This window comes from Methylomonas subterranea, assembly GCF_024505185.1.
Classification (GTDB): Bacteria; Pseudomonadota; Gammaproteobacteria; order Methylococcales; family Methylomonadaceae; genus Methylomonas; species Methylomonas subterranea.
Genome location: NZ_JANIBJ010000007.1, coordinates 1 through 26,656 on the forward strand (window position 1 = coordinate 1; position 26,656 = coordinate 26,656).

General features: G+C 53.5%; 25 protein-coding genes and 1 other RNA gene. 20 read left to right on the plus strand and 6 right to left on the minus strand.

The window, feature by feature from the left end:
- The 6 genes from NP590_RS05000 to NP590_RS05025 all read left to right on the plus strand — a co-directional run.
- Nucleotides 1-338, plus strand: a 338-nt coding sequence (locus tag NP590_RS05000) for a hypothetical protein (protein ID WP_256601158.1), incomplete at its 5' end; no start/stop codon positions are given.
- Between the two features lie 98 nt (nt 339-436).
- Nucleotides 437-661, plus strand: coding sequence for a hypothetical protein (locus NP590_RS05005; RefSeq protein WP_256601159.1), 225 nt, complete (start codon nt 437-439; stop codon nt 659-661).
- A gap of 4 nt (nt 662-665) precedes the next feature.
- Nucleotides 666-1,085, plus strand: a complete 420-nt coding sequence (locus NP590_RS05010; RefSeq protein WP_256601160.1) for a hypothetical protein — start codon at nt 666-668, stop codon at nt 1,083-1,085.
- A 157-nt stretch (nt 1,086-1,242) separates the two neighbouring features.
- Nucleotides 1,243-1,485 (plus strand): DUF2442 domain-containing protein, encoded by a 243-nt coding sequence (locus NP590_RS05015; protein WP_256601161.1) that lies wholly within the window; start codon nt 1,243-1,245, stop codon nt 1,483-1,485.
- Between the two features lie 136 nt (nt 1,486-1,621).
- Nucleotides 1,622-2,842 (plus strand): aspartate kinase, encoded by a 1,221-nt coding sequence (locus tag NP590_RS05020; RefSeq protein WP_256601162.1) that lies wholly within the window; start codon nt 1,622-1,624, stop codon nt 2,840-2,842.
- Nucleotides 2,843-3,045: 203 nt separating this feature from the next.
- Nucleotides 3,046-4,095 (plus strand): type I glyceraldehyde-3-phosphate dehydrogenase, encoded by a 1,050-nt coding sequence (locus tag NP590_RS05025; RefSeq protein ID WP_256601164.1) that lies wholly within the window; start codon nt 3,046-3,048, stop codon nt 4,093-4,095.
- Nucleotides 4,096-4,111: 16 nt separating this feature from the next.
- Here NP590_RS05025 and NP590_RS05030 read toward each other — a convergent pair whose 3' ends face one another.
- From NP590_RS05030 to NP590_RS05055, 6 genes are all read right to left on the minus strand, one after another.
- On the minus strand, nt 4,112-4,876 hold the full coding sequence (locus NP590_RS05030) for a Fic family protein (protein ID WP_256601165.1): 765 nt from the start codon (nt 4,874-4,876) through the stop codon (nt 4,112-4,114).
- A 21-nt stretch (nt 4,877-4,897) separates the two neighbouring features.
- Nucleotides 4,898-6,007 carry a tRNA guanosine(34) transglycosylase Tgt gene (gene tgt / locus NP590_RS05035; protein ID WP_256601166.1) on the minus strand — a complete coding sequence of 370 codons (1,110 nt, stop codon included), beginning with the start codon at nt 6,005-6,007 and terminating at the stop codon, nt 4,898-4,900.
- 62 nt (nt 6,008-6,069) lie between these two features.
- Complete coding sequence (locus NP590_RS05040; RefSeq protein ID WP_256601167.1) at nt 6,070-6,582, minus strand: hypothetical protein; 513 nt, start codon at nt 6,580-6,582, stop codon at nt 6,070-6,072.
- A gap of 169 nt (nt 6,583-6,751) precedes the next feature.
- A non-coding RNA gene (gene ssrS / locus NP590_RS05045) (6S RNA) lies at nt 6,752-6,931 on the minus strand.
- A 21-nt stretch (nt 6,932-6,952) separates the two neighbouring features.
- The gene (locus NP590_RS05050; protein ID WP_256601168.1) at nt 6,953-7,246 is read right to left on the minus strand and encodes a cell division protein ZapA; all 294 of its coding nucleotides are present in this window, start codon (nt 7,244-7,246) and stop codon (nt 6,953-6,955) included.
- Complete coding sequence (locus tag NP590_RS05055; protein ID WP_256601169.1) at nt 7,243-7,470, minus strand: TIGR02449 family protein; 228 nt, start codon at nt 7,468-7,470, stop codon at nt 7,243-7,245. The genes NP590_RS05050 and NP590_RS05055 overlap by 4 nt, the downstream gene beginning before the upstream one ends.
- Nucleotides 7,471-7,578: 108 nt before the next feature.
- Here NP590_RS05055 and NP590_RS05060 point away from each other — a divergent pair, with 108 nt between their 5' ends.
- The 14 genes from NP590_RS05060 to hemE all read left to right on the plus strand — a co-directional run bounded on the left by NP590_RS05060 (nt 7,579) and on the right by hemE (nt 26,654).
- Complete coding sequence (locus NP590_RS05060) at nt 7,579-8,103, plus strand: UPF0149 family protein (RefSeq protein WP_256601170.1); 525 nt, start codon at nt 7,579-7,581, stop codon at nt 8,101-8,103.
- A 13-nt stretch (nt 8,104-8,116) separates the two neighbouring features.
- Complete coding sequence (pepP, locus tag NP590_RS05065) at nt 8,117-9,427, plus strand: Xaa-Pro aminopeptidase (protein ID WP_256601171.1); 1,311 nt, start codon at nt 8,117-8,119, stop codon at nt 9,425-9,427.
- Nucleotides 9,428-10,636 carry a 2-octaprenyl-6-methoxyphenyl hydroxylase gene (ubiH, locus tag NP590_RS05070; protein ID WP_256601172.1) on the plus strand — a complete coding sequence of 403 codons (1,209 nt, stop codon included), beginning with the start codon at nt 9,428-9,430 and terminating at the stop codon, nt 10,634-10,636.
- An 86-nt stretch (nt 10,637-10,722) separates the two neighbouring features.
- Nucleotides 10,723-11,211, plus strand: a complete 489-nt coding sequence (gene sixA, locus NP590_RS05075) for a phosphohistidine phosphatase SixA (RefSeq protein ID WP_256601173.1) — start codon at nt 10,723-10,725, stop codon at nt 11,209-11,211.
- A gap of 124 nt (nt 11,212-11,335) precedes the next feature.
- Complete coding sequence (gene secA / locus NP590_RS05080) at nt 11,336-14,077, plus strand: preprotein translocase subunit SecA (RefSeq protein WP_256601174.1); 2,742 nt, start codon at nt 11,336-11,338, stop codon at nt 14,075-14,077.
- Between the two features lie 118 nt (nt 14,078-14,195).
- The gene (locus NP590_RS05085; RefSeq protein WP_256601175.1) at nt 14,196-16,700 is read left to right on the plus strand and encodes a glycogen/starch/alpha-glucan phosphorylase; all 2,505 of its coding nucleotides are present in this window, start codon (nt 14,196-14,198) and stop codon (nt 16,698-16,700) included.
- Nucleotides 16,701-16,703: 3 nt separating this feature from the next.
- Nucleotides 16,704-17,174 (plus strand): tRNA (uridine(34)/cytosine(34)/5-carboxymethylaminomethyluridine(34)-2'-O)-methyltransferase TrmL, encoded by a 471-nt coding sequence (gene trmL, locus NP590_RS05090; RefSeq protein WP_256601176.1) that lies wholly within the window; start codon nt 16,704-16,706, stop codon nt 17,172-17,174.
- Between the two features lie 715 nt (nt 17,175-17,889).
- Nucleotides 17,890-19,512, plus strand: a complete 1,623-nt coding sequence (gene xrtD / locus NP590_RS05095; RefSeq protein WP_256601177.1) for a VPLPA-CTERM-specific exosortase XrtD — start codon at nt 17,890-17,892, stop codon at nt 19,510-19,512.
- A 252-nt stretch (nt 19,513-19,764) separates the two neighbouring features.
- Nucleotides 19,765-21,453, plus strand: coding sequence for a glycosyltransferase family 4 protein (locus NP590_RS05100; protein ID WP_256601179.1), 1,689 nt, complete (start codon nt 19,765-19,767; stop codon nt 21,451-21,453).
- 132 nt (nt 21,454-21,585) lie between these two features.
- A complete protein-coding gene (gene pyrF, locus NP590_RS05105; RefSeq protein WP_256601180.1) occupies nt 21,586-22,311 on the plus strand; it encodes an orotidine-5'-phosphate decarboxylase in 726 nt (241 codons plus the stop codon).
- An 85-nt stretch (nt 22,312-22,396) separates the two neighbouring features.
- The gene (locus NP590_RS05110) at nt 22,397-22,942 is read left to right on the plus strand and encodes a shikimate kinase (RefSeq protein ID WP_256601181.1); all 546 of its coding nucleotides are present in this window, start codon (nt 22,397-22,399) and stop codon (nt 22,940-22,942) included.
- Nucleotides 22,923-24,005 (plus strand): 3-dehydroquinate synthase, encoded by a 1,083-nt coding sequence (gene aroB / locus NP590_RS05115; protein ID WP_256601183.1) that lies wholly within the window; start codon nt 22,923-22,925, stop codon nt 24,003-24,005. The genes NP590_RS05110 and aroB overlap by 20 nt, the downstream gene beginning before the upstream one ends.
- On the plus strand, nt 23,995-25,527 hold the full coding sequence (locus NP590_RS05120) for an SPOR domain-containing protein (protein ID WP_256601185.1): 1,533 nt from the start codon (nt 23,995-23,997) through the stop codon (nt 25,525-25,527). Before aroB ends, NP590_RS05120 begins: the two co-directional genes overlap by 11 nt.
- 62 nt (nt 25,528-25,589) lie before the next feature.
- Nucleotides 25,590-26,654: a uroporphyrinogen decarboxylase gene (hemE, locus tag NP590_RS05125; protein ID WP_256601186.1), complete on the plus strand. Its 1,065-nt coding sequence runs from the start codon at nt 25,590-25,592 to the stop codon at nt 26,652-26,654.
- Nucleotides 26,655-26,656 lie beyond the last annotated feature (2 nt).

The following is a 26,656-nucleotide window of genomic DNA, read 5'->3' on the forward strand; positions in this document are numbered from 1 at the left end:
TTGTGTATGAAGTCGCCATATGGAGTTATGACAAAAATTTATTGGATTCCATAAATGAATTGGAAATGGATGGTGTTGAATATGGAAGTATTGTTTTTGATGATGCTTTTTCAGCTGAAAACATAACAGCATATATCAACATGGGTGCGGCTCAGATTAATTTTCTTGCTATCGCATTACCACTTCTTGTTTCAAGAAAAAAGCAAGAGGACAATAAAACTGAAATTTATATTAGGACAAGCGAAGTAAATATCGATCTCAAAAACCTTGTTGCTAAATACACAAAGCAAATAAAAATTCAGATTATAGAAATGTCAGATAAAAAAGAGGGAAAATAAACGTGCACGATTGTAAAAATATATTGCAAACTTTCGAGTATTTGGCTCCTTGCAAAGTTTATTAGGTCGACCTTTTTAGAGCTTTTAGGTAGAACATAATGAGTAAAGGCTTTATATGTAGCGTGTTATCAACTCAAAGACAGCGGCAACGTTTTTATTGGATCCGCAACTTTGTTGCCCTATTTTGTGCGGCGGGAACATTTAAAGTAGTTGGTGGTACATTAGGCGGAATTGTCGCTATTGGTGCTTTATTGGGTGGATATTTTACTATTGCGCCAGTGATAGCATTTCTTGTCTGTCTATTTGAACAAATGAATTCGTAAAACCATGGCTAAAAAAAGCTCTGGAGGCATCGGCCTCATGATTGTTGTTGGACTATGTGTTGCCGCTTACAAGTGGACACAAGAAAACATGGATACTGTTCTTATAGTTGGCGGAAGCATGTTGTTAATTTATATTTTGCTGTGGAGTCACAAGAGAAAAAAACATGCTGCGTGGATGAAGCATCTTTATGACAAGTACAAGGATGCTGAAGTCGTCGATGGAATTCTTAATTCTATGTTCTGGAAAGGTATGACGGAAGAGCAATTGATAGATTCTCTCGGTAGCCCAGATGCAATTGATACTCAGGTTTTAAAGACCAAGCGTAAAGAAATTTGGAAATATAACGAAGTTCGAAAAGGTCAGTTTGCCACCAAGATTACAGTTGAAAATCATAAGGTAATTGGCTGGGATAAAAAGTCATAGGCAAAGGGGGCTAGGGCGCTGGCTATCTTACGCTTTAACTCGTATGCCACTTTCGGGTGTGGGGACGAACCAAGCCAAGGGTACGCATCGCGTACCTTATTTAAACGGATGGTTTGGAAATGGCACACGATTAGTATTGCCCCGCTGGAGTAACGAAATGAAACTAAAGCAGATTGAACATATTGAAGCCTACCGTTTTATATTGACATTCGAAAACGGCGAAATCATACAGGCTGACTTGAAAGGGTTGATTGGTTCATTTATAGCCGAGGATGCCTTGCAAACAGCCCGAATTGATCCGGATTGGGGGTGTTTGGAATTTAATCAGGGGGCGGCCGATATAGAGCCTAAAACCTTGTATCGATTCGTTTGCGAAGCGTGTCAGCAGGAAGCTGCTTAGTTTTTGAAAGTTTACTGGTGTTATTCGGTATTAAAGTAACCGTCGCGATAGCGACACATTATTCCCCTCACCCTAGCCCTCTCCCTGAGGGAGAGGGCATTTAGGGGGTGTTATAAAGCCAAAAGGTCAATAAAACATGGCATTGTACGTCTATAAATTCGGCGGTACCTCCGTCGGCACGGTCGAACGCATTAAAGCGGTGGCCGAGAAAGTCAAAAAAGCCCACGACTCGGGCGATCGGATTGTGGTGGTGGTGTCGGCGATGAGCGGCGAAACCAATCGCTTGGTGGCGCTGGCCAAGGAGATGCAAATGCAGCCGACCGATCGCGAGCTGGATGTGCTGTTGTCCACCGGCGAGCAGGTCACCATCGCGCTGTTGTCGATGGCGTTGCACAATCTGGGTTGCGAGGCGCGCTCGTATACCGGGCCGCAAGTGCGCATACTCACCGATAGCGCTCATACCAAGGCGCGGATTCGCGAGATCGACGAAGCCAAAATCCGCGCCGATCTGGATGCCGGCCGGGTAGTGGTTGTCGCCGGTTTTCAGGGTGTGGACGAACATGGCAATATCACGACATTGGGGCGTGGCGGTTCCGATACTACCGGCGTGGCGCTGGCGGCGGCTTTAAAGGCCGACGAATGCCATATCTATACCGATGTCGACGGCGTCTATACCACCGACCCGCGCGTGGTGCCCAAGGCGCGCCGCCTGGAGCAGATTACCTTCGAGGAAATGCTGGAAATGGCCAGCCTGGGCTCCAAAGTCCTGCAGATCCGTTCGGTCGAATTCGCCGGCAAATACAACGTTAAATTGCGCGTGTTGTCTTCGTTCATGGAAGGCAACGGCACCCTAATTACCTACGAGGAATCAGAAATGGAAAGAGCGTTAATTTCAGGCATCGCGTTTAACCGGGACGAAGCCAAGCTGACGTTGACCGGTGTGCCCGATCTGCCGGGAGTGGCGTCGAAAATTCTGGGGCCTATCGCCGCCGAGAACATCGAAGTCGATATGATCGTGCAGAACATTTCCGCTCACGGCACCACCGATTTTACCTTTACCGTCAACCGCAACGATTTCGCTCGTGCCAAAAACGTGTTGGAAGGCTTGCGGGCCGAACTGGGCGGTAGCAGCCAGGTGATCGGCGACAACAGCATCGTCAAGGTGTCCATTGTCGGCGTCGGCATGCGTTCGCACGCCGGTATCGCTAGCACTATGTTCAAAACCCTGGCCGATGAGGGTATCAACATTCAGATGATTTCCACCTCCGAGATCAAGATTTCCGTAGTGGTGGACGAGAAGTATCTGGAACTGGCGGTGCGGGCCTTGCACAAGGCGTTTGGTCTGGACCAGGACTAAAGCTTTAAGGGAGCGAAGCGGCGGCCAAGCCGGCGCTTGACTTGAATCGGTTATTGCCCTAGTTTGATTTTGCTTTTTAATAAATCAGCTACCCATAACAATAACAAATTCGCCATGACCTTAAAGCCATTCTCATCTACAGCGTATCCCTTGCCTTACCCGCCGGGTTTGCCGGTTTTTCCAATCGCCAAGGATGAATGGTCATGAGTTTGAGTGTGGGGATAGTCGGTTTGGGCAGGATAGGCGGCGGGGTGTTGCGGAACAACTTCGCCGAGGAGCCTGGCGGGAAATACGATATTCGGGTGGTATGCGATGTGATGCCCATCGATCACGTCGCTTATCTGATCGCCCATGACAGCACCTACGGGCGGCCGCCGTTTACGGTGGATTATCAGGGCAGCGATTTGATATTGGGCGGCAACAGAGTGCATTATCAGCGCGTCGACCGCCGCCGCAGTCCGCCCGAGGACGACAGTTTTGCTCCGCTCAGGGAATTCGATCTGGACGTGTTGTTCGATGCCACCGGTACCGCGTCGATCACGGACTTTCGGGCCCTGATACGGCAAAAAGTCGCCAAAAAGATTCTCTGTACCTGGAACGTGGCGGGAGGCGACATCAGCATGGTGTTCGGCGTCAACCATCACAATTACAATCCGGCCCTGCACGATGTGATTTCCGCCAGCACCTGCACCGGCAACGCCATGGTGCCGTTGTGCTACATTCTCGACAAACATTTCGGCGTCGATTACGCCCGCATCATCACTATCCATCCGGCGCTGTCGGATCAAAAAGTTCTGGACGGCTACCATCCGTCCTCGCAATTGGGCCGCGCTTGCGCGGTGTCTATTGTGCCGACGCCCACCAATGTCGGCAAATCCACCGCGCTGGTGCTGCCGGAATTGGACGGCAAGCTGGATTCCTTGTCCTACCGGGTGCCGACCGCGATCGTTTCGGTGATCGACTTTACCGCCAATTTATCGCGCGAGACTAGCCTCGAGGAAGTATCCGACCTGTTCAATGCTTATGCCGCCGGCGAGTTGGCGGGGATTCTGCACTGCGAATACGGCGCCTGGGGGCATCAAAAGGCCAGTATCGATTATCAGCAAACGCCTTATTCGGCCATTGTGTTGATGGAGCATTTGACCCTCAGCAATTGCCGACAGCTAGGCGTGGCCTTGATGCACGATAACGAATACGCCTATTGCCGCAGGGTATTGGATGTCCTGGGCGTGCTGGAAAGACGTAAGCAGTAATGGCGGCTTACGGCTATCAAATAGTGGCTTGATGTTCCAACCGGTGTAATAAATTTTGAGCGTTAAGCACGGCTTGCTTGGCGATAAACGCTTGCCATGCTTGCGGTTCGCCAGTTTGCGCGGCATTGAATGAGGCCGTGTAGTCGCTCCAAACCACCCGATTGGCGACAATATTTAGGACGGGAAAGCCTTCGCTCAATAAAACCAGGTTCATCAACAAGCGCGCGCACAGGCCGTTATAGTTTTGAAAAGGCAGTAGCGATAACAGCCGGAAATGTGCTTCGGCGGCAAATACCACTGGGTGTAAAAACGGTCCCTCCAGGTTGAGCCAATGCAGATGTGTTTCCAGCAAATGCGCTATCTGTTCCGGCGGAGGCGCGGTTTGGCCGCCTATCAACCGGCCTTCTTGGCTGCGAAAGGCGCCGCCGATCTGATGTTGCACGCCTCGGGACAGCATGATATGGAGTTTTTGCAGCAGGCTGGCCGACAGCAGATTTTGTTCCCGGGCTTGGTCGCGGATGAAGTGAATGGTTTGGTAGTGGTTCAATGCCGTCAGATTTTCCCCCATCGGTTTACCCGGCAGCATCAGGCCGTTCCTGATCACCATGTCGGTTTCGGCCAGATTCAGGCTGCTGCCTTCCAGTGCATTGCTGTCATGGGTGTAGTCGATGTCCAGATTTTTTTGCAAAGCCGGGGTAATCTCATGCGCATGCAGTTGCAACTCCGCCTTAAGCAGGTCGATTTCGGCGAGCAATAAATCCAGACTATCGTTAATGGTCATCGGCAAGTCCCCCGGGGCAGCTTAGTTGGGCGGCTTTGCGCCGCGCAGTTCGTAAAATTCACCTACAAAGTCGCCGAAGCGCTGTTCGGCTATTGCATCGCGCATGCACCGCATCAGCTCCAGATAATAATGCAGGTTATGAATGGTATTCAGGCGCGACCCCAGCATTTCCTTACATTTATCGAGATGCTTCAGATAGGAGCGAGAGTAGTTGCGGCAAGTGTAGCAACTGCAAGCCTCATCCAAGGGGCGGGTGTCGAACTGGTATTGGTTGTTGCGGATTTTGATAACGCCATGACGGGTGAATAAATGGCCGTTACGGGCGTTGCGGGTCGGCATCACGCAGTCGAACATGTCAACGCCGCGGCGCACGGCTTCCACCAAGTCTTCCGGAGTGCCTACGCCCATTAAATAGCGCGGTTTGTCGCCCGGCATGTCCGGCATGATGGCGTCCAGCGTGGCCAGCATTTCGTGCTTGGGTTCGCCGACCGACAAGCCGCCGATGGCGTAGCCGTCGAAGCCAATCCGAGTTAAACCATTGATCGATTCGCGGCGCAGTTCCGGATACATGCCGCCCTGCACGATGCCGAACAGCGCGGAGGGGTTGCCGTCGTGGGCGACCTTGCTACGTTCCGCCCAGCGCAGCGACAGCCGCATCGAATCGGCGGCTTGCTGGTAGGTGGCGGGATAGGGCGTGCATTCGTCGAAAATCATCACGATGTCCGAACCCAGATCGCGCTGTACCTGCATGGATTCTTCCGGACCCATAAAAATCTTGCTGCCGTTGACGGGGGATTTAAAGGTCACGCCCTGTTCGCTGATTTTGCGCAGGGCACCGAGGCTGAAAACCTGGAAACCGCCGGAATCGGTCAGAATCGGTTTTTGCCAGCGCATGAAGTCGTGCAAATCGCCGTGGGCCTTCATGACTTCCATGCCGGGGCGCAGCAGCAAATGAAAGGTGTTGCCGAGTATGATTTGCGCGCCCAGATTTTCAAGGTCTTCCGGCGTCAGCGATTTTACCGCGCCATAGGTGCCGACCGGCATGAAAATAGGGGTTTCCACCGCGCCGCGGTCAAAGGTCAGTTGGCCGCGACGAGCAGCGCCGTCGGTGGTTTTGAGAGTGAATTCCATAGCTTATAAAAACATAAATGCCCGGTATTATCCGGGTTGAGCATGAGTCGGGCCGGCGGTGTTTAGATGTCCATCAGCAGCATGGGGACGCCGTAGGTCAATACAAAATAACTGAAGGCGAAAATCAGGCTGACGCTGAAGCGGTAGTTGAAAAATTGTCTGAAAATATAACTGACGATGGCGATATACCACGCGACCAGAAATGCGGCGGCGGCGATATTGATGGTCTCGCGGGACTCGATGTGTTCCATGGTCATCCATAAATCCAGCATCTCCGCGGCCACCGCCAAGGTCATGATGAAATTTTCGCACACGAAGATCGAGGTGTATAACTGGTTGAAGTAATGCCATTTTTTCTCGACCAGCAGTAGCGTGGCTATCGATGAAAATGCCATGATGAAGCGCCCCAGCACTTCCAGGGTGCCGTCGGCCGGGTCTGAAATTAGCCCTTCGACGATGCAGCCGGAAACAATGTAGAAGCTTACATTTTTCCACATGAAGGAGCGGGGTGGGACCAAGTCGGCCGGGTTGTTCAGAAACCAACAGCTGGAAAGATACTTCAGCAATAAATTCATAATGTCAGGCCGGCGCGGCGCCGAAAAGGTAATGGAAAAAATCAGTCGCGCATTATAACCGCCGGGAAGGAAAGAAAAACCGTTGTTGTAAGGACGAGTAGGTTAATCGCCGAGCCGGTCGCGCGGAGTGACTTGTCGCGGGGATGGGGAATTGCGGGGAAGGGAATTGAGATCTCCCGCCTGCGCCGTCTCATGCTTTCGTCCTTGAACCGGAGGTTCAAGTGGAAACCAAATCCAGTCAATCAGGCTTCCTGAATAAACAGGCATGCGCACCATGAAAGGCAAAAAGTTTCCGGGGTAAAAACAGGTTCAGGAAACACCCAGCATTGCTCGAACGCTGCAGGAGATAGGCTTGCTATTTTAAACAGGTTTAGGAATTTTCTAAAACCTTTTCTATTTTTTGGCGTAAATCGATTATGCGGTCACAGAAATCGCCATCGACGGCCGGGCTTTTGCCGGTGACCGCATCATGGGTCAGGTTCAGGGCGGCCAATACGGCAATCCGGTCGGCGCCGGCAACCTTGCCAGTGTCGCGAATTTTGCGCATTTGCCTGTCCAATTCCTGAGCGGTCTGAATCAAGCCGGCCTGTTCCTCCTTGGCGCAGGCGATTTTGTATTCCTTGCCGAGAATGTTCAGTGATACCGCTTGAATGGTTTTGCTCATGAATCGTGTTCCATTGCTTTCAGGCGGGCAATCATGGCTTCGACGCGAGCCTTGGCCTGTGTGGTTTTTTCCAATAGTTTGGCTTTTTCCTTCACCAATGCATCTTGTTTGACTTTCAGCGATTTGTTCTCGCTCTTCATCAGATTGTATTGCGCAATCAGCGTATCCAGTTTCGCTTCCAGCGATGCCAATTCCGTATAAGGGTCTTTTTCCGATTGGGACATAGTAAAGTGTTGGCCGATACGACATTAAAATCATTCAAAACGACGATCAATGTTAGCATAAGAGCCGGTTTTAAACAGCTTTAACAAAGAAGGAAAGTCAGGAAAATCATGTATCGGGCCGTCAGTTCAATTTTGCAAAAATACGATGCCGACATGGGTGCGGCCGAAGCCCATGGTATCGCGGCGGGTATGTTGTGCGTCGAGCACAAAGTGGATGCGGCCGGTTGGTTGCATGAATTATTTACCGATCAAAACGATTTGTTCGATGAAGATCAAACGGTGTTGCGGGAATTGTTCGAAGGCAGTCGGAACTTGCTGGATCCGGACAATGGCGAATTCAGCTTCGATTTATTGCTGCCGGATGAGGACGAGCCTCTTGCTGACAGGGTGGAAGCTCTGCGGGTGTGGTGTCAGGGGTTTTTATTCGGGGTCGGCTATGCGCATACCGATGCGGATTGGCCCGGCGACAGCGCCGAGGTGATGCGCGATTTGATCGAGTTGACCAAAATCGATAGCGATGCCGAGGGCGAGGAAGATGAAGCCGCGCTGGTGGAAATCCACGAATACGTGCGTGCCGCTGTATTGACCGTGCGGGATCAGTTTGCCGAATACAAAAACACCACCATGCATTGATAGGGATGCCGGAATGAAACAAGCCGAGTTTAAAAAACGCCGCGCCACGCTGATGAAGCAGATCGGCAAGGGCAATATCGCCATTATCGCCAGCGCACCGCATCAAACCCGTAATCGCGACGTACAGTACCCTTACCGGCAGGATAGCGATTTTTATTATCTGACCGGCTTCAACGAAGCCGAATCGCTGGCGGTGTTCATTCCGGGCCGCGAACAAGGCGAATATGTGTTGTTCTGCCGCGAGTTCGATCAGACCAAGGCGCTGTGGGAGGGCGCCCATGCCGGTCTGGAAGGCGCGACCAAGCATTACGAGGCCGACGACTCGTTTCCGATCGACGATCTGGACGATATTTTGCCGGGCATGCTGGAGAACAAAGGCAAGGTGTTTTACCCGATGGGCAAGGACAGCGAACTGGATCACAAGTTGCTGGACTGGATTAACAATATCCGCAAGCAATCGCGCAGCGGCGTGACGGCGCCGGGGGAGTTGGTGTCCCTGGAGCATGTGCTGCATGAAATGCGCTTGTTCAAGAGTCCGGAAGAACTCAAATTGATGCGCCGCGCGGCCGAGGTATCGGCCCGCGCGCATGTGCGGGCCATGAAAACCTGCCGGCCGGGCCTGTACGAATATCAAGTCGAAGCCGAGCTGCTGCACGAATTCATTCAGGAAGGCCTGCGGGCGGTGGCTTATCCGTCCATCGTCGCCGGCGGCAAGAATGCTTGCGTGCTGCATTACATCGAAAACAAGGACAAACTGCATAAAGGCGATCTGCTGCTGATCGACGCCGGGGTGGAATGCGACCATTACGCCGCCGACATCACCCGCACCTTTCCGGTATCCGGGAAATTCAGCGAACCGCAACGTTTGCTGTATCAGCTGGTGCTGGATGCCCAGGCCGCCGCGTTGGAGCAGATTCGGCCGGGTGTTGCCTGGAATAAGGCCCACGAGGCATCGGTGGAAGTGCTCACCAAAGGTCTGGTGGAATTGGGCTTGTTGAAGGGGCGGGTCAAAAAACTCATCAAGGACGAAAAATACAAACAGTTTTATATGCATCGCATCGGCCACTGGTTGGGCATGGATGTGCACGATGTGGGGGATTATAAAATTAAGGACGACTGGCGCTTGCTGGAGCCGGGCATGGTATTGACCGTGGAGCCGGGCTTGTATGTGCCGGCCGACTGCGAAAGCGTGGACAAACAATGGCGCGGCATCGGTATTCGTATCGAGGACGACGTGCTGGTAACCAAGGGCGGCCATGAAATTCTTACTCATGGCGTGCCGAAGAGTATCGCGGATATCGAAGCCTTGATGCGGGGTGACTGAATGCGACATCACTATGATCTGCTTATTGTCGGTGCCGGTCTGGCCGGTAATTGTCTGGCATTGGCTCTGAAAAATAGCGGTCTCGACATCGCCGTGGTGGAAGCCGCCGGCCACCGGCAGTTAAGGGATGCGCCCGGCGGCGATCGGGCTCTGGCCCTGGCGGCCGGTACCGTGCAATTATTGCAAGGTCTGGGTGCCTGGGAAGGAGTGGCCGATAAAGCCACCGCCATCAAAAACATCCATATCTCCGATCGAGGTCATTTCGGAAAAACCCGCCTGTCCGCCGCGGAGCAGCGTGTGGAGGCCCTGGGTTATGTGATTGCCGCCCGAGACATAGAAGAGCATCTGGCCGATCTGGTTTCCCAAACATCGGTGACCTGTATGTACGAAACACGGGTGGCGGGCTTGATGTCCGGCCACGATGCGGTCAACGTCAGTCTCAAGCAGCAGAATCAATCCTTGAATTTGACCGCGCAATTGTTGGTCGGCGCCGATGGCGGCCAGTCCACGGTGCGCAAATTGTTGGACATTCCCCAGCAAATCACCGAGTACGGCCAAACGGCCTTGGTTACCACGGTGCAAGCCGGCTTGCCGCATCTGCATACCGCTTACGAGCGTTTTACCGAGCAGGGGCCGTTGGCCTTGCTGCCGACGGCCGGCCGGCGGTTGGCGGTGGTGTGGACGCGGGAACACGAGCACGCGGCTGCCCTGATGGCGAGCGGTGAAGCCGAGTTTATGACGGAATTGCAGGCCTGTTTCGGCTACCGTCTGGGTGAGTTGAAACTGGCGGCGCCGCGGCGGGCATTCCCGCTCAGTCTGATTCGGGCCGACAGCATGGTGTCCGGACGCGCGGTCATCATCGGCAATGCTGTGCATCAACTGCATCCGGTGGCCGGGCAGGGTTTTAACCTGGGTATCCGCGACGTGGCCGAATTGGCGCAACTCGTGCTCAAGCAGGCGCAACAACGGGGCGATATCGGCGCGGCGGAATTATTGGACGCTTACGCTGGCCAGCGCATGGCCGATCACAATAAAACCATAGGCTTTACCGATAACGTGGTGCGGATATTTTCCAACGATTGGCTGCCGGTCGCGGCAATGCGCAATACCGGGCTGGCGCTTTTGGACCAACTGCCGTTCGCGAAAAAACTGTTGGCCCGGCATGCCATGGGAATTGCAAAGCCCTTGCCCAAGCTCGGGAACGGCTGAATGCCACGACATTTTTCGCGCCCCGCTGCTAACGTGCTCTTTGGGGCTGGGGAAGGCGTGTTTGCTTTTGTTGAAGAGGAGATTCCATGCTCATTACCTGTTTAAGGCATGCCACGGCCGAACCTCATGCCGATCCGGACGCCGATGCCGAGCGGGCCCTAATTAAAAAAGGCAAGGATCAGGTGCTGCGGGTGGCCGAATTTTGCCGCAAGCATGCGCTGCTTCCCGCCGTGCTTTACTGTAGTCCGCTCAGGCGCGCGCAGCAGACCGCCAAGTTGCTGCATACGCATTTGCCGGACTGTCCGGCCGTCGAAACAGTCGATTGGTTGAGTTTGGGAACGGGCCCGGACGAGATCATCGCCGAGCTGAAAATACTGGCGGACGCCGGCGTCAACGACGTGTGGCTGGTGGGTCATGAGCCGGCCATGTCCGGCTTGATCGCCGGACTGATAGGCGCCGCCGGCGACGGCATTCTGATCAAAAAGGCCTCCTTGACCCGGGTTGAGGCGGACTTCTCCCGTTCGGCGGCGCAATTGCTCTGGAGCATGCCTTGCGCATTGATGACGGTGAAATAAGCGGTCTGCCGGTTTTCGTTAGCCTGGCAGGTCGTCCCGCCCGCTGGCGCGGTTGTTTTCTGGCGGCGGGAGCGGGATAAGGTTTATAATCGCCAGCTTTGAATTCAATAACATTGGAAGTATCATGCTGGGTAAGCTGGTTAAATTGGTAATTGGTAGCCGCAACGATAGGCTGATCAAGAAAAAACGCAAGCTGGTCAAAAAAGTCAATGCCTTGGCGGCTGATTATGAAAGCCTGTCCGACGCGGCCTTGCAAGCCAAAACGCAAGAGTTTCGCGACCGTCTGGCGGCGGGCGAGAAACTCGATAACCTGATACCCGAAGCCTTCGCGCTGGTGCGCGAAGCCTCCACCCGCGTTTTCGGCCTGCGCCATTTCGACGTACAGCTGATCGGCGGCATGGTGCTGCACAGCGGCAAAATCGCCGAAATGAAAACCGGCGAGGGCAAAACCCTGATGGCGACCTTGGCGGCCTATCTGAATGCCTTGCCGGGCAAGGGTGTGCATGTGGTTACCGTCAACGATTATCTGGCCCGCCGCGATGCCGAAACCATGGGCAAGCTCTACGGTTTTCTGGGCTTGACCACCGGCGTCATCGTCAGCGATCTGGATCACGACCAACGCAAGGCCGCCTATGCCGCCGATATCACCTACGGCACCAATAACGAATTCGGCTTCGATTATCTGCGCGACAACATGGCTTTCAGCCTGGAGCATAAAGTACAGCGCGAGCTGTTTTTCGGCATTGTCGACGAGGTGGATTCGATTCTGATCGATGAAGCCAGAACCCCGCTGATCATTTCCGGGCAGGCCGACGGCAGCACCGACATTTATCTGAAAACCAATCAGGTTATTCCGCACCTGACCCGCCAGCAAAAAGCCGACGACCCCGAGCAACAGGACCAAATGCCGGGCGATTATTTCGTCGACGAAAAATCACGTCAGGTGCATTTGACCGAAGCCGGTTACGAAAAGGTTGAGCATTTGCTGGTCGAGCAGGGTTTGATCCAGGAAGGTTCCACGCTGTATGACCCCGCGAATATCCGCCTGATGCATTATTTGAATGCCTCGTTGCGCGGCCACGTGTTGTTCCAGAAGGATGTCGATTATGTGGTCAGAAACGACCAGATCATCATCGTCGACGAATTTACCGGCCGGATGATGACCGGGCGGCGCTGGTCGGAAGGCCTGCATCAGGCCATTGAGGCCAAGGAAGGCGTGACGATTCAAAACGAGAATCAGACCCTGGCCTCCATCACCTTTCAAAACTATTTCCGCCTGTATCAGAAACTGTCCGGCATGACCGGCACCGCCGATACCGAAGCCTTTGAGCTTAACAAAATCTACGGTTTGGAAGTGGTGGTGATTCCGACCCACCGGCCGATGATACGCAAGGACATGGGTGATTTGGTCTACCTGTCGGCGCGGGAAAAATACACCGCCGTCATCGAAGACATCAAGGATTGTTACAAACGCGGGCAGCCGGTTCTGGTGGGCACCACCTCGATCGAAAAATCCGAACTGATTTCCGCTTTATTGGCCCAGCAAAACATTCCGCACGAAGTATTGAATGCCAAGCAGCACGAACGCGAAGCGCATATCGTCGAAAACGCCGGTATGCCGGGCGCGGTGACCATTGCCACCAATATGGCCGGACGGGGTACCGATATCGTGTTGGGCGGTAACTTGAGCGCCGAACTTGCCGCGCTGGGCGAGGAAGCCGACGATGCCGAAAAAGAGCGGGTACGCGGCGCCTGGTTGGACAGGCACGAAAAAGTCATCGCCGCCGGCGGTTTGCATGTGATCGGTTCCGAGCGGCACGAGTCGCGCCGTATCGACAACCAACTGCGCGGCCGTTCCGGCCGGCAGGGCGACCCCGGTTCCTCGCGGTTTTACCTGTCGCTGGAAGACGATCTGATGCGGATTTTTGCCTCCGACCGGGTGGCCGGTTTGATGCAAAAACTGGGCATGCAGGAAGGCGAAGCTATCGAGCATCCCTGGGTAACCCGTTCCATAGAAGGCGCCCAGCGTAAGGTGGAAGGACGTAACTTCGATATCCGTAAGGAAATCCTGGCTTACGACGACGTGGCCAACGACCAGCGCAAGGTCGTGTATGCCCAACGTAATGAATTGATGGCCGCGGAAGACATTTCGGACATCATCTCCGCCATCCGCTCCGATGTCATCAACGACGCCATCACTCAGTTCATTCCGCCTAAAACCATGGAAGAGCAATGGGACATAGCCGGACTGGAAGCCTATTTGCAAAAAGATTTGAACATGCCGTTACCGATTGCGCGGATGCTGGACGAAGACCGCACGCTGAACGAGCAAAAATTACGCAAACTCCTGGTCGAGAGCGCTGAACAGGAAAGCGCGACCAAGGCGGCCGCCATCGGGGCCGATGTGATCAAGCATTTCGAAAAATCCGTGATGCTGCAGGTGCTGGATAATAGCTGGAAAGAACATCTGGCGGCCATGGATCAGTTGCGTCAGGGCATCCATCTGCGCGGCTACGGTCAAAAAGACCCCAAGCAGGAGTACAAGCGCGAAGCGTTTGAAATGTTCAACAGTCTGCTGAACCATATCAAGGTCGAGGTGGTGACGATTCTGGCCAAGGTCCAGGTTACCAAGGAAGAGGATGTGCGGGCCATCGACGAACAGCGCCAAGCGCCGGTGGAAATGCATTACGAACATGCCGAGGCGCATTCCGCTTTCGAGCCGGAGCAGGAGCAACTGCCGCCGGCCGATGAAGCCGACGGCGCCGAACAACCCTTTGTTAGGGATTCGCAAAAGGTTGGCCGGAACGACCCGTGCCCCTGTGGTTCAGGTAAAAAATACAAACATTGCCACGGTAAATTGAGTTAAGTAAGCCTTTCGATTTCCACCAAGCAAAATGCGCCAATGCTGTAAAGCTGGCGCATTTTGCTTTGTAGTGTTAAGTTTTTGCCATTCAAGCATTCACAGCCAAAAAGGGAAATAAATGATGCCGCATAAAGTCTTCAGTAAGAGCAACCCTAAAGCCGATATCACCAAGCTCCCCAAACTGGGCATGGAAAGAAAACATATCACGGCCGATTTCAAACACTACTACAGCCACCGCCTGGGACGGGACGAAAACTGCCGTTCTCCGCATTATGCCTATGAGGCATTATCGCTCGCCATCAGCGACCGACTGGTCGAACGCTGGAAAAAAACCTACAACGTTTACCGCGACGAAGACTGCAAGAAAGCCTTTTACCTGTCCATGGAGTTTTTGATGGGGCGCTCGTTGAGCAACGCCATGCTGAACCTGGGCATAGACGACGAAGTCAGCAAGGCTCTGTATGACATGGGCCTGGAAGCCGAAGAGCTGTTGGAAAGCGAACCGGATGCCGGTTTGGGCAACGGCGGTCTGGGCCGGTTGGCGGCCTGTTTTATCGACAGTTGCGCCACGCTGCAATTGCCTGTTACCGGTTACGGTTTGCGTTACGAATACGGCATGTTTACCCAGGAAATCGTCAACGGCGAGCAGGTGGAAAAACCCGACCATTGGTTGCGCAACGGCAATGTTTGGGAAATCGAACGTCCGGAATACATGACTCGCGTTAAATTCGGTGGCCATACCCAAACTCATATCGACGAACGCGGCAATAAGCGTACCAGTTGGGTGGACACGCACGACGTATTGGCCATGCCTTACGACACGCCGGTGCCGGGTTACAAAAACGGCACGGTCAACACCTTGCGCCTGTGGAAGGCCATTGCCACCGAAGAATTCAACCTGCAGGAGTTCAACGCCGGCGATTATGCGGAAGCCGTGGCGCAAAAAAATACCGCCGAAAACATCACCATGGTGTTGTATCCCAACGATGCCAACGAAAACGGCAAGGCGCTGCGCTTGCAGCAACAGTATCTGCTGGCCTCCGCCAGCCTGCAGGACGTGATTGCCAACTGGGTGGGACGGCACGGCAGGAACTTCGCCAAATTTGCCGAGAAAAACTGCTTTCAACTGAACGACACCCATCCCAGCATCGCGGTGGCGGAATTGATGCGTCTGTTGATGGATATACACGGCTTGTCCTGGAATGAAGCCTGGGGCATTACCCGAAAAACCATGGCTTACACCAACCACACCCTGTTGCCTGAAGCGCTGGAGAAATGGTCGGTCAATTTGATGCAGAGTTTGTTGCCGCGGCTGATGGAGATCATTTTCGACATCAATGCCCATTTTCTGGCCGAGGTATCGGCGCGCTGGCCGGGCGAAAGCGAGCGATTGACGCGGATGTCGCTGATCGAGGAAGGTCATGTCAAACAGGTTCGCATGGCTTATCTGGCCATCGTCGGCAGCTTTTCAGTGAACGGAGTGGCCGAATTGCATTCCAAATTATTGAAGGAAGGCCTGTTCAAGGATTTTTACGAATTATGGCCGGACAAGTTCAACAACAAAACCAATGGCGTCACTCCGCGGCGCTGGTTGGCGGGCTGCAACCCGGAGTTGGCTGAATTCATCACCGCCACCATAGGTGACGGCTGGATCACCGATCTGTCGCAATTGGAAAAACTGAAACCCTATGCCGAAGACGCCGCGTTCCGAAAAACCTGGCGAGATCTGAACCAAGCCAGCAAACAGCGTCTGGTGGACTTCAAAAAAGCCGAGCTGGACATCGACATCAATGTGGAAGCGATGTTCGACGTGCAGGTAAAGCGCATACACGAATACAAGCGGCAAATATTGAATGTGCTGCACGTGATCCATTTGTACGACCGCATCAAGCGCGGCGATACCCAAAACTGGGTGGACCGCTGCGTATTGATCGGCGGCAAGGCGGCTCCGGGTTATGTGATGGCCAAAAAAATCATCAAGCTGATCAACAATGTGGCCAGCGTGATCAATAACGATCCCGAAGTGGGCGATAAATTGAAGCTGGTGTTCCTGCCCAATTACCGGGTGTCGGCCATGGAAAAAATCTGCCCGGGCGCGGATTTGTCCGAACAGATTTCCACTGCCGGCAAGGAGGCCTCCGGCACCGGCAACATGAAATTCATGATGAACGGTTCGTTGACCATCGGTACCCTGGATGGCGCCAATATCGAAATTCGCGAGGAAGTGGGCGAGGAAAATTTCTTTCTGTTCGGCTTGACCGAGCAGGAAGTGGAAGCCTTGAGGCCTAATTACAATCCGCAAACCTATATCGACCGGGATGCTGATTTGCAGGGAGTATTGCGTTTGCTGGAATGCGGTCACTTCAACCAGTTCGAACCCGGCATCTTCGACGATGTGATCGGTTCGATCAAAAGTCCGCACGACCCATGGATGACCATTGCCGATTTTCGCGGTTACCTGGATGCGCAGAAACGCGTGGACGAGGCTTGGCGCGATCAGGAATACTGGACCAAGATGAGTATCATGAATACGGCGGCCAGCGGCAAGTTCTCCACCGACAGAACCATTAGCGATTACAACCGTGAGATATGGAAACTGTCGCCCATCGATGTCAACAGCAAATAACGCATGCTGGATATTGTCCTGTACGAGCCCGAAATTCCGGCGAATACGGGCAATATCATTCGCTTGTGCGCCAACACCGGCGCACACCTGCATTTAATCCAGCCGTTGGGCTTCGAACTGGACGACAAACGGCTGCGCCGGGCCGGATTGGATTACCACGAATGGGTCAGCGTCAGGCAGTATGCGGACTTAAGCGACTATATCGAACGTAATCGGCCCGGACGGGTGTTTGCCCTGACCACCAAGGGCCGCCAGAGTTACGGCAAAATCAAATTCCAACGCGGCGACGCTTTATTGTTCGGGCCCGAATCGCGCGGCCTGCCGGCCGATTTCCTGGCAAAACATCCCGAGGCTTTAAAAGTCTATTTGCCGATGCGTCAGGAAAGCCGCAGTCTTAATCTCTCGAACACGGTGGCTATCGTGCTGTACGAAGCCTGGAAGCAACTAGGTTTTCCGGGAGCGCATAGCCGATAATTTTGGAATAGATTTAGATGCCTTGGCAAAATCCGCCGCTCGGGTGCCGCGCATTCCGGTGACTATCGCGACATGGGTCGGGACTGGCTTGCAGTGATTAATGCCGATATCGCTAACCGGGTTGCCGAGTAGTCCTCCGACTTGGGAAAAACAACACGGTTTACGTCGTAAGGGTCTTTTTCGGCTGCCGTCAGAGAGGCCGCGCGATAAAAGCAAGGTGCTTACGCTTAGCTGATGCAGTATCAAGCGTTTGTTCCATTAGAATTTTAAATATTGCTGTAATCAGGGAATGGCAGTATGGTTTGGCCGGTTTTTGCGTGAGACAAATCGTCGCACTGAAATTTGGGGCTACTTACTTATAATGGCCGCCTGCTTCGGCATGCGAATTATTCCCGGCCCTATGCGTGGGCTCGGCGATGTCGGAAGTGGCTTGTCCTTCGACTCGTTCCGGGTGAACGGTATTTAAGCAATCGGTCGCTGTGTGGCAAGGCAACTCGCGATTTCGCCCCCCCTTGACGGAGGCGTAAAGTGCGAGCCGGAATGAGTCTGTGCGGAGTTGACGGGAAGGATGTCCGCGGCAAGCGCTTGATTGCGCGGAGACGTCTATCGAATGGGCCGGTTGCGCTTGGTGCAAGATAACGACTGAATTTCGGGCCGTTAACTGGGTTGTTCCGCTGTTTGCGGGGCTTGTATGGACTTAACTTAATTTTTGCACATGGACTCTCAAGACACTACTTTAATCTCATCCGGCTCTTCGTCTTATATCTTCGCATGGTGGGGCTTGGCCTTGCTGCTGCTTGGCTTGGTGTTCCACGAAAGCTTGGCTGAAATGGCCGGTATCTGGATGGGGAGCGAGGAATACAGCCACGGTTTTTTTATTCCCGCCATCAGCGTCTATTTGATCTGGGTGCAACGCAATGAACTGAAATGCACGCGGGACTTTAAGTCGTCTATCTTGGGCGTCGCCATTTTGTTGCTGGGGTTGCTGCTGTTTTTATTGGGCGGCTTGGCCACCATACGCACCATTCAGCACTACGCCTTTATAGTGGCCGTTACCGGGATTTTTGCCGCCGCCTTCGGTAGACAGGGTTTAAAGACTGCTTGGGTGCCGCTGGTTTTTCTGCTGTTCATGGTGCCGTTTCCACAATTCATCATCAATAACCTGTCCTCCAAGTTGCAGCTGATGTCGTCCTGGCTGGGGGTTGAATTCATTCGCGCCTGCGACATCATGGTGTACCTGGAAGGCAACGTCATCGATCTGGGCGGTTATAAGCTGCAGGTGGTGGAGGCCTGTAGCGGGCTGCGCTATTTGTTTCCGCTGGCCAGTCTGTCATTTTTGTGCGCTTATCTGTTCAAGGGGCCCGTTTGGCAAAAGCTGTTGATATTTCTGTCTTCGGTACCGCTGACCATATTCATGAATAGTTTTCGTATCGGCGTGATCGGTATTCTGGTGAACCACTGGGGTACCGAAATGGCGGAAGGTTTTTTGCACGATTTCGAGGGCTGGGCGGTGTTCTTGCTTTGCATGGTATTGTTGTTCATCGAAATGTGGCTGTTCTCGCGCCTCAGCGGTAGAAAAACCGCTTTTGCCGAATTGGTGCAATTGCCCGATGAATGGTTCGCGGCCGGTAAAAGCGTCCAAATGGATTGGTATTTGAATAAATCGGTATTCGCGGTGTTGGCCTTGATCGTCGCGGTTGGCGTGGCGGGCGTGTTTGTGCGCGGCGACGAGGAGATTATTCCGCAGCGCAAGGCCTTTCTTAATTTTCCTATGCAATTGGGCGACTGGCGCGGGCACCGAGATTACATCGAGAAGAAATATCTGGATGCCCTGAAGTTGACCGATTACGTCATTGCCAATTACGTAACGGAGGACGCGGCCAGCGCGGTGAATTTTTACTCGGCTTATTATCAATCGCAACGCAAGGGCGCTTCCGTGCATTCGCCTCGCAGTTGTATCCCGGGCGACGGCTGGCAGATTACCAGCTTCGGTCAGCGCGATTTTCCCGATCTACAGGTGCAGGGTAGTCCATTGCGGATTAACCGCGCGGTGATCGAAAAAGGCGATTACCGGCAATTGGTGTATTACTGGTTTCAGCAACGCGGTCGTTCGATTACCAATGAATACATGGTGAAATGGTATCTGTTCTACGACGCCATCGCCATGCACCGGACCGACGGCGCCTTGGTACGGCTGGTCACCTCCCTGGACAAGGGTCAGGACATCGAAGTGGCCGATCAACGTCTGCAGGCGTTTATGCGCGATATGGTGAAGGTGTTGCCGGATTATTTGCCCGGTAAAGAGGTCGTGGCGGCGCAGATCGTGCAAGCGGATTGAGTAATGGCGTTCTGCAAAAGCAGGAAATACCGGCTACCTTTATACCTTGAAGACGCCGCCGTAATCTAAGCACGTGGTCGTTATGCCCGTCAGCTCCGCATTTGGTCGGCAGTCCCAAGCGCGGGGCGGGCGCGGCTTTTTCTACCCACGCGGATTCTGAATTATTCCAAACAACCCTATGTTGCGTACGCCGGATAGATATCCGGCTTAAAGACGGCTTGATTCAAATGGCCGCCACCACCGGACTAAATAATGGAATTATTTTTAAGTTTTACCCTTTCGACTTTGATTAGCGTGTTATTGATGCCGTTTTTAATCAAGTCGGCTAAATATCTTGGCATGCTGGACGAGCCGGATGAACGTAAGGTTCATACTCAAGCCATACCCCGTTGCGGCGGCTTGGGGCTGTCTTTTGCCACCTTGACCACTATTCTGGTTCTGGCGCCGCTGGAACAGCCGTTTAGCAGCTTGCTGGTCGGCGGGGCCATTATTGTTTTATTCGGCTTGCTGGACGATATATTCAACCTGAATTATAAGTGGAAATTCCTGGGTCAGTTTATTGCCGTTATTTTCGTTTTACAGCAAGGGATATATTTAAAATTTCTGCCTTTCTGCGGATTGGACGACGCTCCGCTATGGATAGCCTACCCATTGAGTTTTATTTTTGTGGTGGGTGTGACCAACGCCGTCAATCTGTCCGACGGTCTGGATGGCTTGGCCGCCGGCATTATGCTGATGACCTTGGCGGCCGTGGCCTTTTTTGCCGATTATGTCGGCGGCAAGGATTTGGCGTTGATCGCCTTGGCCATCATCGGCGGCATTTTGGGTTTCTTGCGTTTCAACAGTCACCCGGCCGTTGTGTTCATGGGCGACACGGGCAGTCAGTTTATCGGTTTCATGGCGGCTTTTCTGTGCATTTATCTGGTCGAGCACGTCTATGTCACTTTAAACCCCGCGCTGCCATTGTTGTTGTTGGGCTTGCCGATACTGGATACCCTGACGGTAATGACTCAAAGGATATATAGCGGCAAGTCGCCATTTTCGCCGGACAAACGCCACATACATCACCGCTTGCTGGCCTTGGGATTCAGTCATGCGGAGGCTGTGTCCTGCATCTACACCCTGCAAGCGTTGTTTTTACTGGCTGCGTTTCTTTTACGTTATCAAAGCGACTTCGCGGTAATGGCTACCTGGGGCTTGATTTGCGCGCTGATTCTGTCGTTGTTTGTTTTGGCGGCGCATACCGGTTGGAAAGCGCGGCCGGAGCACGATCCGAGCGACCGTAGGCACAGTATTTTGCGGCGTTTTGATTGGCTATATTGGACTTGCAGGCTGTATATAGAATTCGGTTTGTTGATTTATTTATGGGTCATGATTTTTGCCATGTATAAATCGTTTGAATTATTTTCCGAGTCCGGGCCGGTTCTGCTCTCGAGTTTGTTGGTGTCGTCAGCATTGGTGTTTTTATTCAAGCGGCCATTGTTGAATTCCGTGGTTAAGCTGTGCGTTTATATCACTGCAACCTTCTCCGGCTTTTTGTTGACCTCGGACCACTTTAACAACCCTTACATTGATATCACTGTTGCGGCCTATTTGACCATGCTGATGGTGGTGATCTTTATTGGCATCCGGGTGACGCGCAGAAATGTGTTTTCATTTTCCACCCAGGATTTGTTGATTTCATTATTCGCCGTGGCGGCGGTATTGCTTTCCGATACGCCGTTTCCGGTAAATTTCTTATTCAAACTGTTATGCCTGGCGTACGGCATAGAGTATTTATTCAATTTTCCGCTCAGGGATTACAAGTTATTGAAAATGTCCGCGTTGTTGTCCGGCTTGATGGTTTTTTCGGTGCTGAGCCAAGGTTATGATGCCAAATCGGAAATATTCAATGCCGAAACGTCGTTGTCTTACTCCGCGTTTTTTTCGCCCTCGCCTTGACGCGGTTTGTAAGTCGCGGGGAACTCGGCTCCGGCCAAAGCCGGGGTTGGCGTTTTAAAGGACTTGCCGAGTCAAGATCGGCTAAAATGCCGGCAGTCCCGGATTTCTTTTATCGTTATTGGAAACTGCTACATGAGCGATGCATTTATCTCCACCAAACCCATTCCCGTTCGCGAACGCCTGATCATGGCACTGGACGTGCCCGGTATTCCCGAAGCGCGGGCCTTGGTGGAAGAATTGGGCGATGCGGTGATTTTTTATAAAGTCGGCATGGAACTGTTCATGTCCGGCGATTATTTTGCCTTTATCGAATGGCTGAAAGCCCGCAATAAAAAAGTGTTTGTCGATTTAAAATTTTTCGACATTCCGGCCACGGTCGGCCGGGCCATCAAGGCCTTGAGCAGCAAGGGCGTGGATTTGGCCACCATACACGGCAACGATTCGATCATGGAAGCCGCCGCCCAGGCCAAGGGCGATTTGAAAGTGTTGGCGGTGACGGCCTTGACCAGTCTCGATCGCGGCGACCTGGACGATCTGGGTTTTCAATGCGACGTCAAACAGTTGGTGTTGTCGCGCGCCAAGCGGGCCCTGCAAATCGGCTGCGACGGTATCGTGTCGTCCGGATTGGAAGTTTCCATGATTCGGGAAGAACTGGGGCAAAAACTATTGGTGATTACGCCCGGCATTCGTCCGGTGGACAATCGCGAAGACGACGATCAAAAACGCGCCGTCAGCGTGGAGCAGGCCATCCTGAACGGCGCCGATTATTTGGTGGTCGGCAGGCCGATTCGCGACGCGGCGGATCGCAAAGCCATGGCGGAAAAAATCCAGGGCCAAATCGCCGCGTTGTTCGTTTAAACCCTATCTCCCCCTGTCGGATTAAATTTTATTCCTGTTAAAAAGTGGGCATAATGCCTGCCTTTGTTTGCATCAACCTGTTTCGATGAAAAAACTGGAGAATATTTATCTGATTGGCTTGATGGGCGTGGGCAAAACCACTATCGGCAAGCAATTGGCCAAAGCCTTGCAACGGCCGTTTTACGATAGCGATAAAGTCATCGAAGACAGCATGGGTGTGGATATTCCGACCATTTTTTCCTACGAAGGCGAAGAAGGCTTTCGTTTGCGGGAACAGGCCGTGATTCAGCAATTGACGGCCTTGCCCGGCATTGTGATGGCTACCGGCGGCGGTTCGGTGATTAAGGCGGAAAACCGCGAGGCCCTGAAAGCCAGCGGATTCGTGGTGTATCTGCACTGTTCCATCGACAAAATTTTATACAGAACCCGCCACGATACGCAGCGGCCGCTATTGCGCACGGACAACCCGCGTCAGCGGCTGCAAAGTTTGCTGGTGGCCCGCGAGCCGTTGTATATGGCTTGCGCGGATTTTAAGATAGACTCCGGTTCCCTGCCCGGCAAAACCGTGGTCAAAACCATTTTGCAGCAATACAGGGCTGCCCTGGAACAACATGAAAGCATTGCAAGTTGAATTGGATAATGGTCGCGGTTACCCGATTTATATCGGTTCCGGCTTGTTGGCTCAAACGGAATTGCTGACCAGGCATATCCGTTCCAAGCAGGTGGCTATCGTCACCAACGAAACCATCGCCCCCCTGTATCTTGCTCCGCTGCGGGCGGCTTTGTCCGCTTATCAATTGGAGGCGGTGATTCTGCCGGACGGCGAACAATACAAAACCCTGGGATATCTGGAAAAAATCTTCGATCAATTGCTGGCCGCCAAATTTAGCCGCAATGCCACGCTGATTGCCCTGGGCGGCGGCGTGATCGGCGATATGGGCGGTTTCGCGGCGGCCTGTTATCAACGCGGCATAGCCTTCATTCAGATTCCCACCACCTTGCTGGCCCAGGTGGATTCTTCGGTCGGCGGTAAAACCGGCGTCAACCATGCGCTGGGCAAGAATATGATAGGCGCGTTTTATCAGCCGCAATGCGTGATCGCCGATGCCGACGTGCTGGACACGCTGGACGATAGGCAACTGTCGGCCGGTTTGGCCGAAGTGATTAAATACGGCCTGATTCGCGACCCGGAATTTTTAGCATGGCTGGAAGCCAGTATGCCGCTATTACTGGCGCGCGACAAGACTGCCCTGGCCCATGCCATCGAGCGTTCCTGCGCCAATAAAGCCGAAGTGGTCGGCGAGGACGAATTCGAGTCAGGCGCGCGGGCCACCCTGAATTTGGGTCATACCTTCGGTCACGCCATCGAAACCGGTAGCGGTTATGGGCATTATCTGCACGGCGAGGCGGTGGCCATCGGTACCTGTTTTGCGGCGGATTTATCCCGTAGGCTGGGCTGGCTGAACGACGCGGATGTTGAGCGTATCGTGGCGCTTTTTAAAGCCGCCAAACTGCCCGTTACCCCGCCGGCCAGCATGACTGCCGCGCAGTATGTGGATTTGATGGCGGTGGACAAGAAAAACGTGGACGGCAAAATTAGGGTGATTTTATTGGAAGCCGTGGGCAGGGCCTCTTTGCCGGTGAATGTGGAGTTGACCCACTTGCAAGAAACCTTGAACACCTATGTTGGATAAGGGCGACTTGACCTACAGTTATCAAAAGCGCCCGACCGTTGCCGGTAATTCAAGGCAGGCGGAGCGGGCGCTGATTACCGTGGATCGTTCGCAAAAGCTGGATTTGCTGATACATCTGCTGACCAATTTGCAACAGTCCATGATCGTCTGCGGGCCGGACGGTATAGGTAAAACCACCTTGTTGCATACTTTCGCCACAAGCCATCAAGATACTTGGCCGATTTGCCTGTTGCCGGGATCCGCCGCCTTGAGTTTCGAGACCGTGGTGGCTCAGTTGAGCCGGTTTTTGAATCTTAGCAATGCCAGCGTGAATTTCGACTTGTCCTCGCTGCGCGCCTTTTGCAACAAGCAGAAAGTGATATTGATCATCGACGATGCCGGTGAGTTGGTGCCGGGGCTGATTGGCGAACTGATCGATTTTGCCGATTCGCTGGCCGGGTTACGCTTGGTGTTGGCGCTGAGCAGCGACGAACTGCAAGCCAAGACAGCCTCCGACGGCGCCATGGAAGCCTGTCATATCATCGAACTGCCGCCCCTCAATCAGCGCCAATGTCTGGAGTATTTGCAAAATTTATCCGCTCGGCCCAGTTCGCCGCTTTTGTTTAATGCCATCAGCGACGCTTTGGTGGAAGACATTTACCGGCAATCCGAGGGCGTGCCGGGCAGAATATTGGCGGAATTACCGAAGTACAAACATTATCAACAGCGCCGGAGTCGGCAATTTGGCTTGTGGTTGGGGATTCCGGTCGTGGTTGCGGCGGTGGCTTTCGCCGTTAAGTCCTTCATGCCGGCGGAGATATTTGGCCCAACGGTTTTGCCCTCCGCCAGCCAACCCCTTCAGGGTGCCGATAAAGTAAGCCTCGATCCAGCCCCGCCTGTTATTGAGGCGGTGACGCCGCCGATAAACGGAGATCTCGTGCCGGCCGGCGAGTTGCTGCCGGAAGCGCGTATCATGCTGGAACCGGTACCGAATTCGGCTATCCCTGAACGGCTTGTCGAGCCGTTGCCGGCAGTGCCGCCGGTTGCGGAAAACATCCCGCCGTCCTTGCTTGATAAGCAAGCGGCCGTTTCGGAACCCGGCGTGGCGGCAGCGCCAGCGGAAGCCAAACAGACCGAGCCTGCATCGGGCGAATCCGCGCCGCCGGTGGAAGCCAAACCGGCAGAGCAGCCCGCGGCCGTTGTCGCACCCAAACCGGTCGCGGCCAAAGTTGGCAAAGTTGAGTCCGATGCCGGCAACCTCGATTGGATCATGGCTCAGCCGGCCAATAATTACACCGTGCAAGTCATGGTGCTTTCCAATAAGGAGTCCGCGCAACGCTTTTTACGCAAATATGCCGATTACCGGGATGTGCTGGCGTATTATCCCGTGGGCATAGAGGGGCAGGAAAAATACGTCATCATCTACGGCTCCTTCCCGACCTCCGTCGAAGCCTTGAACAATAAATCCGAGATGCCGGCCGAGTTTAACGGCGGCGTGGTGAAGCGATTTAATCAAGTACAAAAGGCTAGCCGGCGCAAATAATTTTTATCTTTAGTTTTGTAGCGGATGCCGTTCCAGCGGCGTCCCATTACCGTCCAAAATCAATGACACCATTAAAAAACGATTTATTCCTTCGCGCCCTGTTAAAGCAACCCGTGGAACGCACTCCGGTTTGGATGATGCGGCAAGCCGGGCGCTATTTGCCGGAGTACCGTGAAGTACGCAATAAAGCCGGCAGCTTTATGCAATTGTGCACGAATCCGGAGCTTGCTTGCGAAGTGACCTTACAGCCGTTGGATAGATTCAATTTCGATGCGGCGATTTTGTTTTCCGATATTCTGACCATACCCGACGCCATGGGCTTGGGCTTGTCGTTTGCCGAAGGCGAAGGCCCTCAATTTGCCCGCCCGGTCAGAACTGCCGCCGATGTGGCCAAACTGCCGATACCGGACCCGCATGCCGAATTACGCTATGTGGTCGACGCGGTAAGCTTAATCAAAGCCAATCTGCACGGCCGGGTGCCGCTGATCGGTTTTTCCGGCAGCCCCTGGACGCTGGCAACCTATATGGTGGAAGGCAAAAGCAGCAAGTCATTCCAAAAAGTCAAAAGCATGATGTTCGAACAACCGCTGCTGATGCATCAAATGCTGGATAAACTGGCGCAAGCGGTGGCGGCTTATTTGAATGCGCAAATCGCCGCCGGCGCCGATGCGGTGATGGTGTTCGATACCTGGGGCGGCATGCTCAGCCATGACGATTACCTGGAATTCTCCCTGCGCTATGCGCAACAGGTCAGGCAATTGCTGCATACCGACCGCGATGGTCGATCGATTCCCACCATCTTGTTTACCAAGGGCGGCGGCTTGTGGCTGGAGGCAATGGCCGATACCGGATACGACGCACTGGGATTGGATTGGCAAACCGACATCGGCAGTGCCCGTGCCCGTGTCGGCGACAAAGTGGCTTTGCAGGGCAATATGGATCCCATCACCTTGTACGCGCAACCGGAAGTCATTCGGGAGAAAGTCGGCAAGGTCCTTTACGCTTACGGACAAGGTTCCGGCCATGTATTCAACTTGGGGCATGGTATTTTGCCGGACATCGATCCGGAGCATGTCGCCGCCATGGTGACTGCCGTGCGCGAACTGAGCCCTCAATATCATCAATAACC

Bases quoted from the DNA above. Each gene is read 5' to 3' on its own strand.
- NP590_RS05060 (WP_256601170.1), top strand. From the start codon at position 7,579: ATGTATCGGGCCGTCAGTTCAATTTTGCAAAAATACGATGCCGACATG.
- hemE (WP_256601186.1), top strand. From the start codon at position 25,590: ATGACACCATTAAAAAACGATTTATTCCTTCGCGCCCTGTTAAAGCAA.
- secA (WP_256601174.1), top strand. From the start codon at position 11,336: ATGCTGGGTAAGCTGGTTAAATTGGTAATTGGTAGCCGCAACGATAGG.
- pyrF (WP_256601180.1), top strand. From the start codon at position 21,586: ATGAGCGATGCATTTATCTCCACCAAACCCATTCCCGTTCGCGAACGC.
- NP590_RS05085 (WP_256601175.1), top strand. From the start codon at position 14,196: ATGCCGCATAAAGTCTTCAGTAAGAGCAACCCTAAAGCCGATATCACC.
- aroB (WP_256601183.1), top strand. From the start codon at position 22,923: ATGAAAGCATTGCAAGTTGAATTGGATAATGGTCGCGGTTACCCGATT.
- NP590_RS05030 (WP_256601165.1), bottom strand. From the start codon at position 4,876: ATGACCATTAACGATAGTCTGGATTTATTGCTCGCCGAAATCGACCTG.
- NP590_RS05100 (WP_256601179.1), top strand. From the start codon at position 19,765: ATGGAATTATTTTTAAGTTTTACCCTTTCGACTTTGATTAGCGTGTTA.
- NP590_RS05050 (WP_256601168.1), bottom strand. From the start codon at position 7,246: ATGAGCAAAACCATTCAAGCGGTATCACTGAACATTCTCGGCAAGGAA.
- NP590_RS05020 (WP_256601162.1), top strand. From the start codon at position 1,622: ATGGCATTGTACGTCTATAAATTCGGCGGTACCTCCGTCGGCACGGTC.
- NP590_RS05120 (WP_256601185.1), top strand. From the start codon at position 23,995: ATGTTGGATAAGGGCGACTTGACCTACAGTTATCAAAAGCGCCCGACC.
- NP590_RS05040 (WP_256601167.1), bottom strand. From the start codon at position 6,582: ATGAATTTATTGCTGAAGTATCTTTCCAGCTGTTGGTTTCTGAACAAC.
- sixA (WP_256601173.1), top strand. From the start codon at position 10,723: ATGCTCATTACCTGTTTAAGGCATGCCACGGCCGAACCTCATGCCGAT.
- pepP (WP_256601171.1), top strand. From the start codon at position 8,117: ATGAAACAAGCCGAGTTTAAAAAACGCCGCGCCACGCTGATGAAGCAG.
- NP590_RS05005 (WP_256601159.1), top strand. From the start codon at position 437: ATGAGTAAAGGCTTTATATGTAGCGTGTTATCAACTCAAAGACAGCGG.
- tgt (WP_256601166.1), bottom strand. From the start codon at position 6,007: ATGGAATTCACTCTCAAAACCACCGACGGCGCTGCTCGTCGCGGCCAA.
- xrtD (WP_256601177.1), top strand. From the start codon at position 17,890: ATGGACTCTCAAGACACTACTTTAATCTCATCCGGCTCTTCGTCTTAT.
- trmL (WP_256601176.1), top strand. From the start codon at position 16,704: ATGCTGGATATTGTCCTGTACGAGCCCGAAATTCCGGCGAATACGGGC.
- NP590_RS05015 (WP_256601161.1), top strand. From the start codon at position 1,243: ATGAAACTAAAGCAGATTGAACATATTGAAGCCTACCGTTTTATATTG.
- NP590_RS05010 (WP_256601160.1), top strand. From the start codon at position 666: ATGGCTAAAAAAAGCTCTGGAGGCATCGGCCTCATGATTGTTGTTGGA.
- NP590_RS05025 (WP_256601164.1), top strand. From the start codon at position 3,046: ATGAGTTTGAGTGTGGGGATAGTCGGTTTGGGCAGGATAGGCGGCGGG.
- NP590_RS05110 (WP_256601181.1), top strand. From the start codon at position 22,397: ATGAAAAAACTGGAGAATATTTATCTGATTGGCTTGATGGGCGTGGGC.
- NP590_RS05055 (WP_256601169.1), bottom strand. From the start codon at position 7,470: ATGTCCCAATCGGAAAAAGACCCTTATACGGAATTGGCATCGCTGGAA.
- ubiH (WP_256601172.1), top strand. From the start codon at position 9,428: ATGCGACATCACTATGATCTGCTTATTGTCGGTGCCGGTCTGGCCGGT.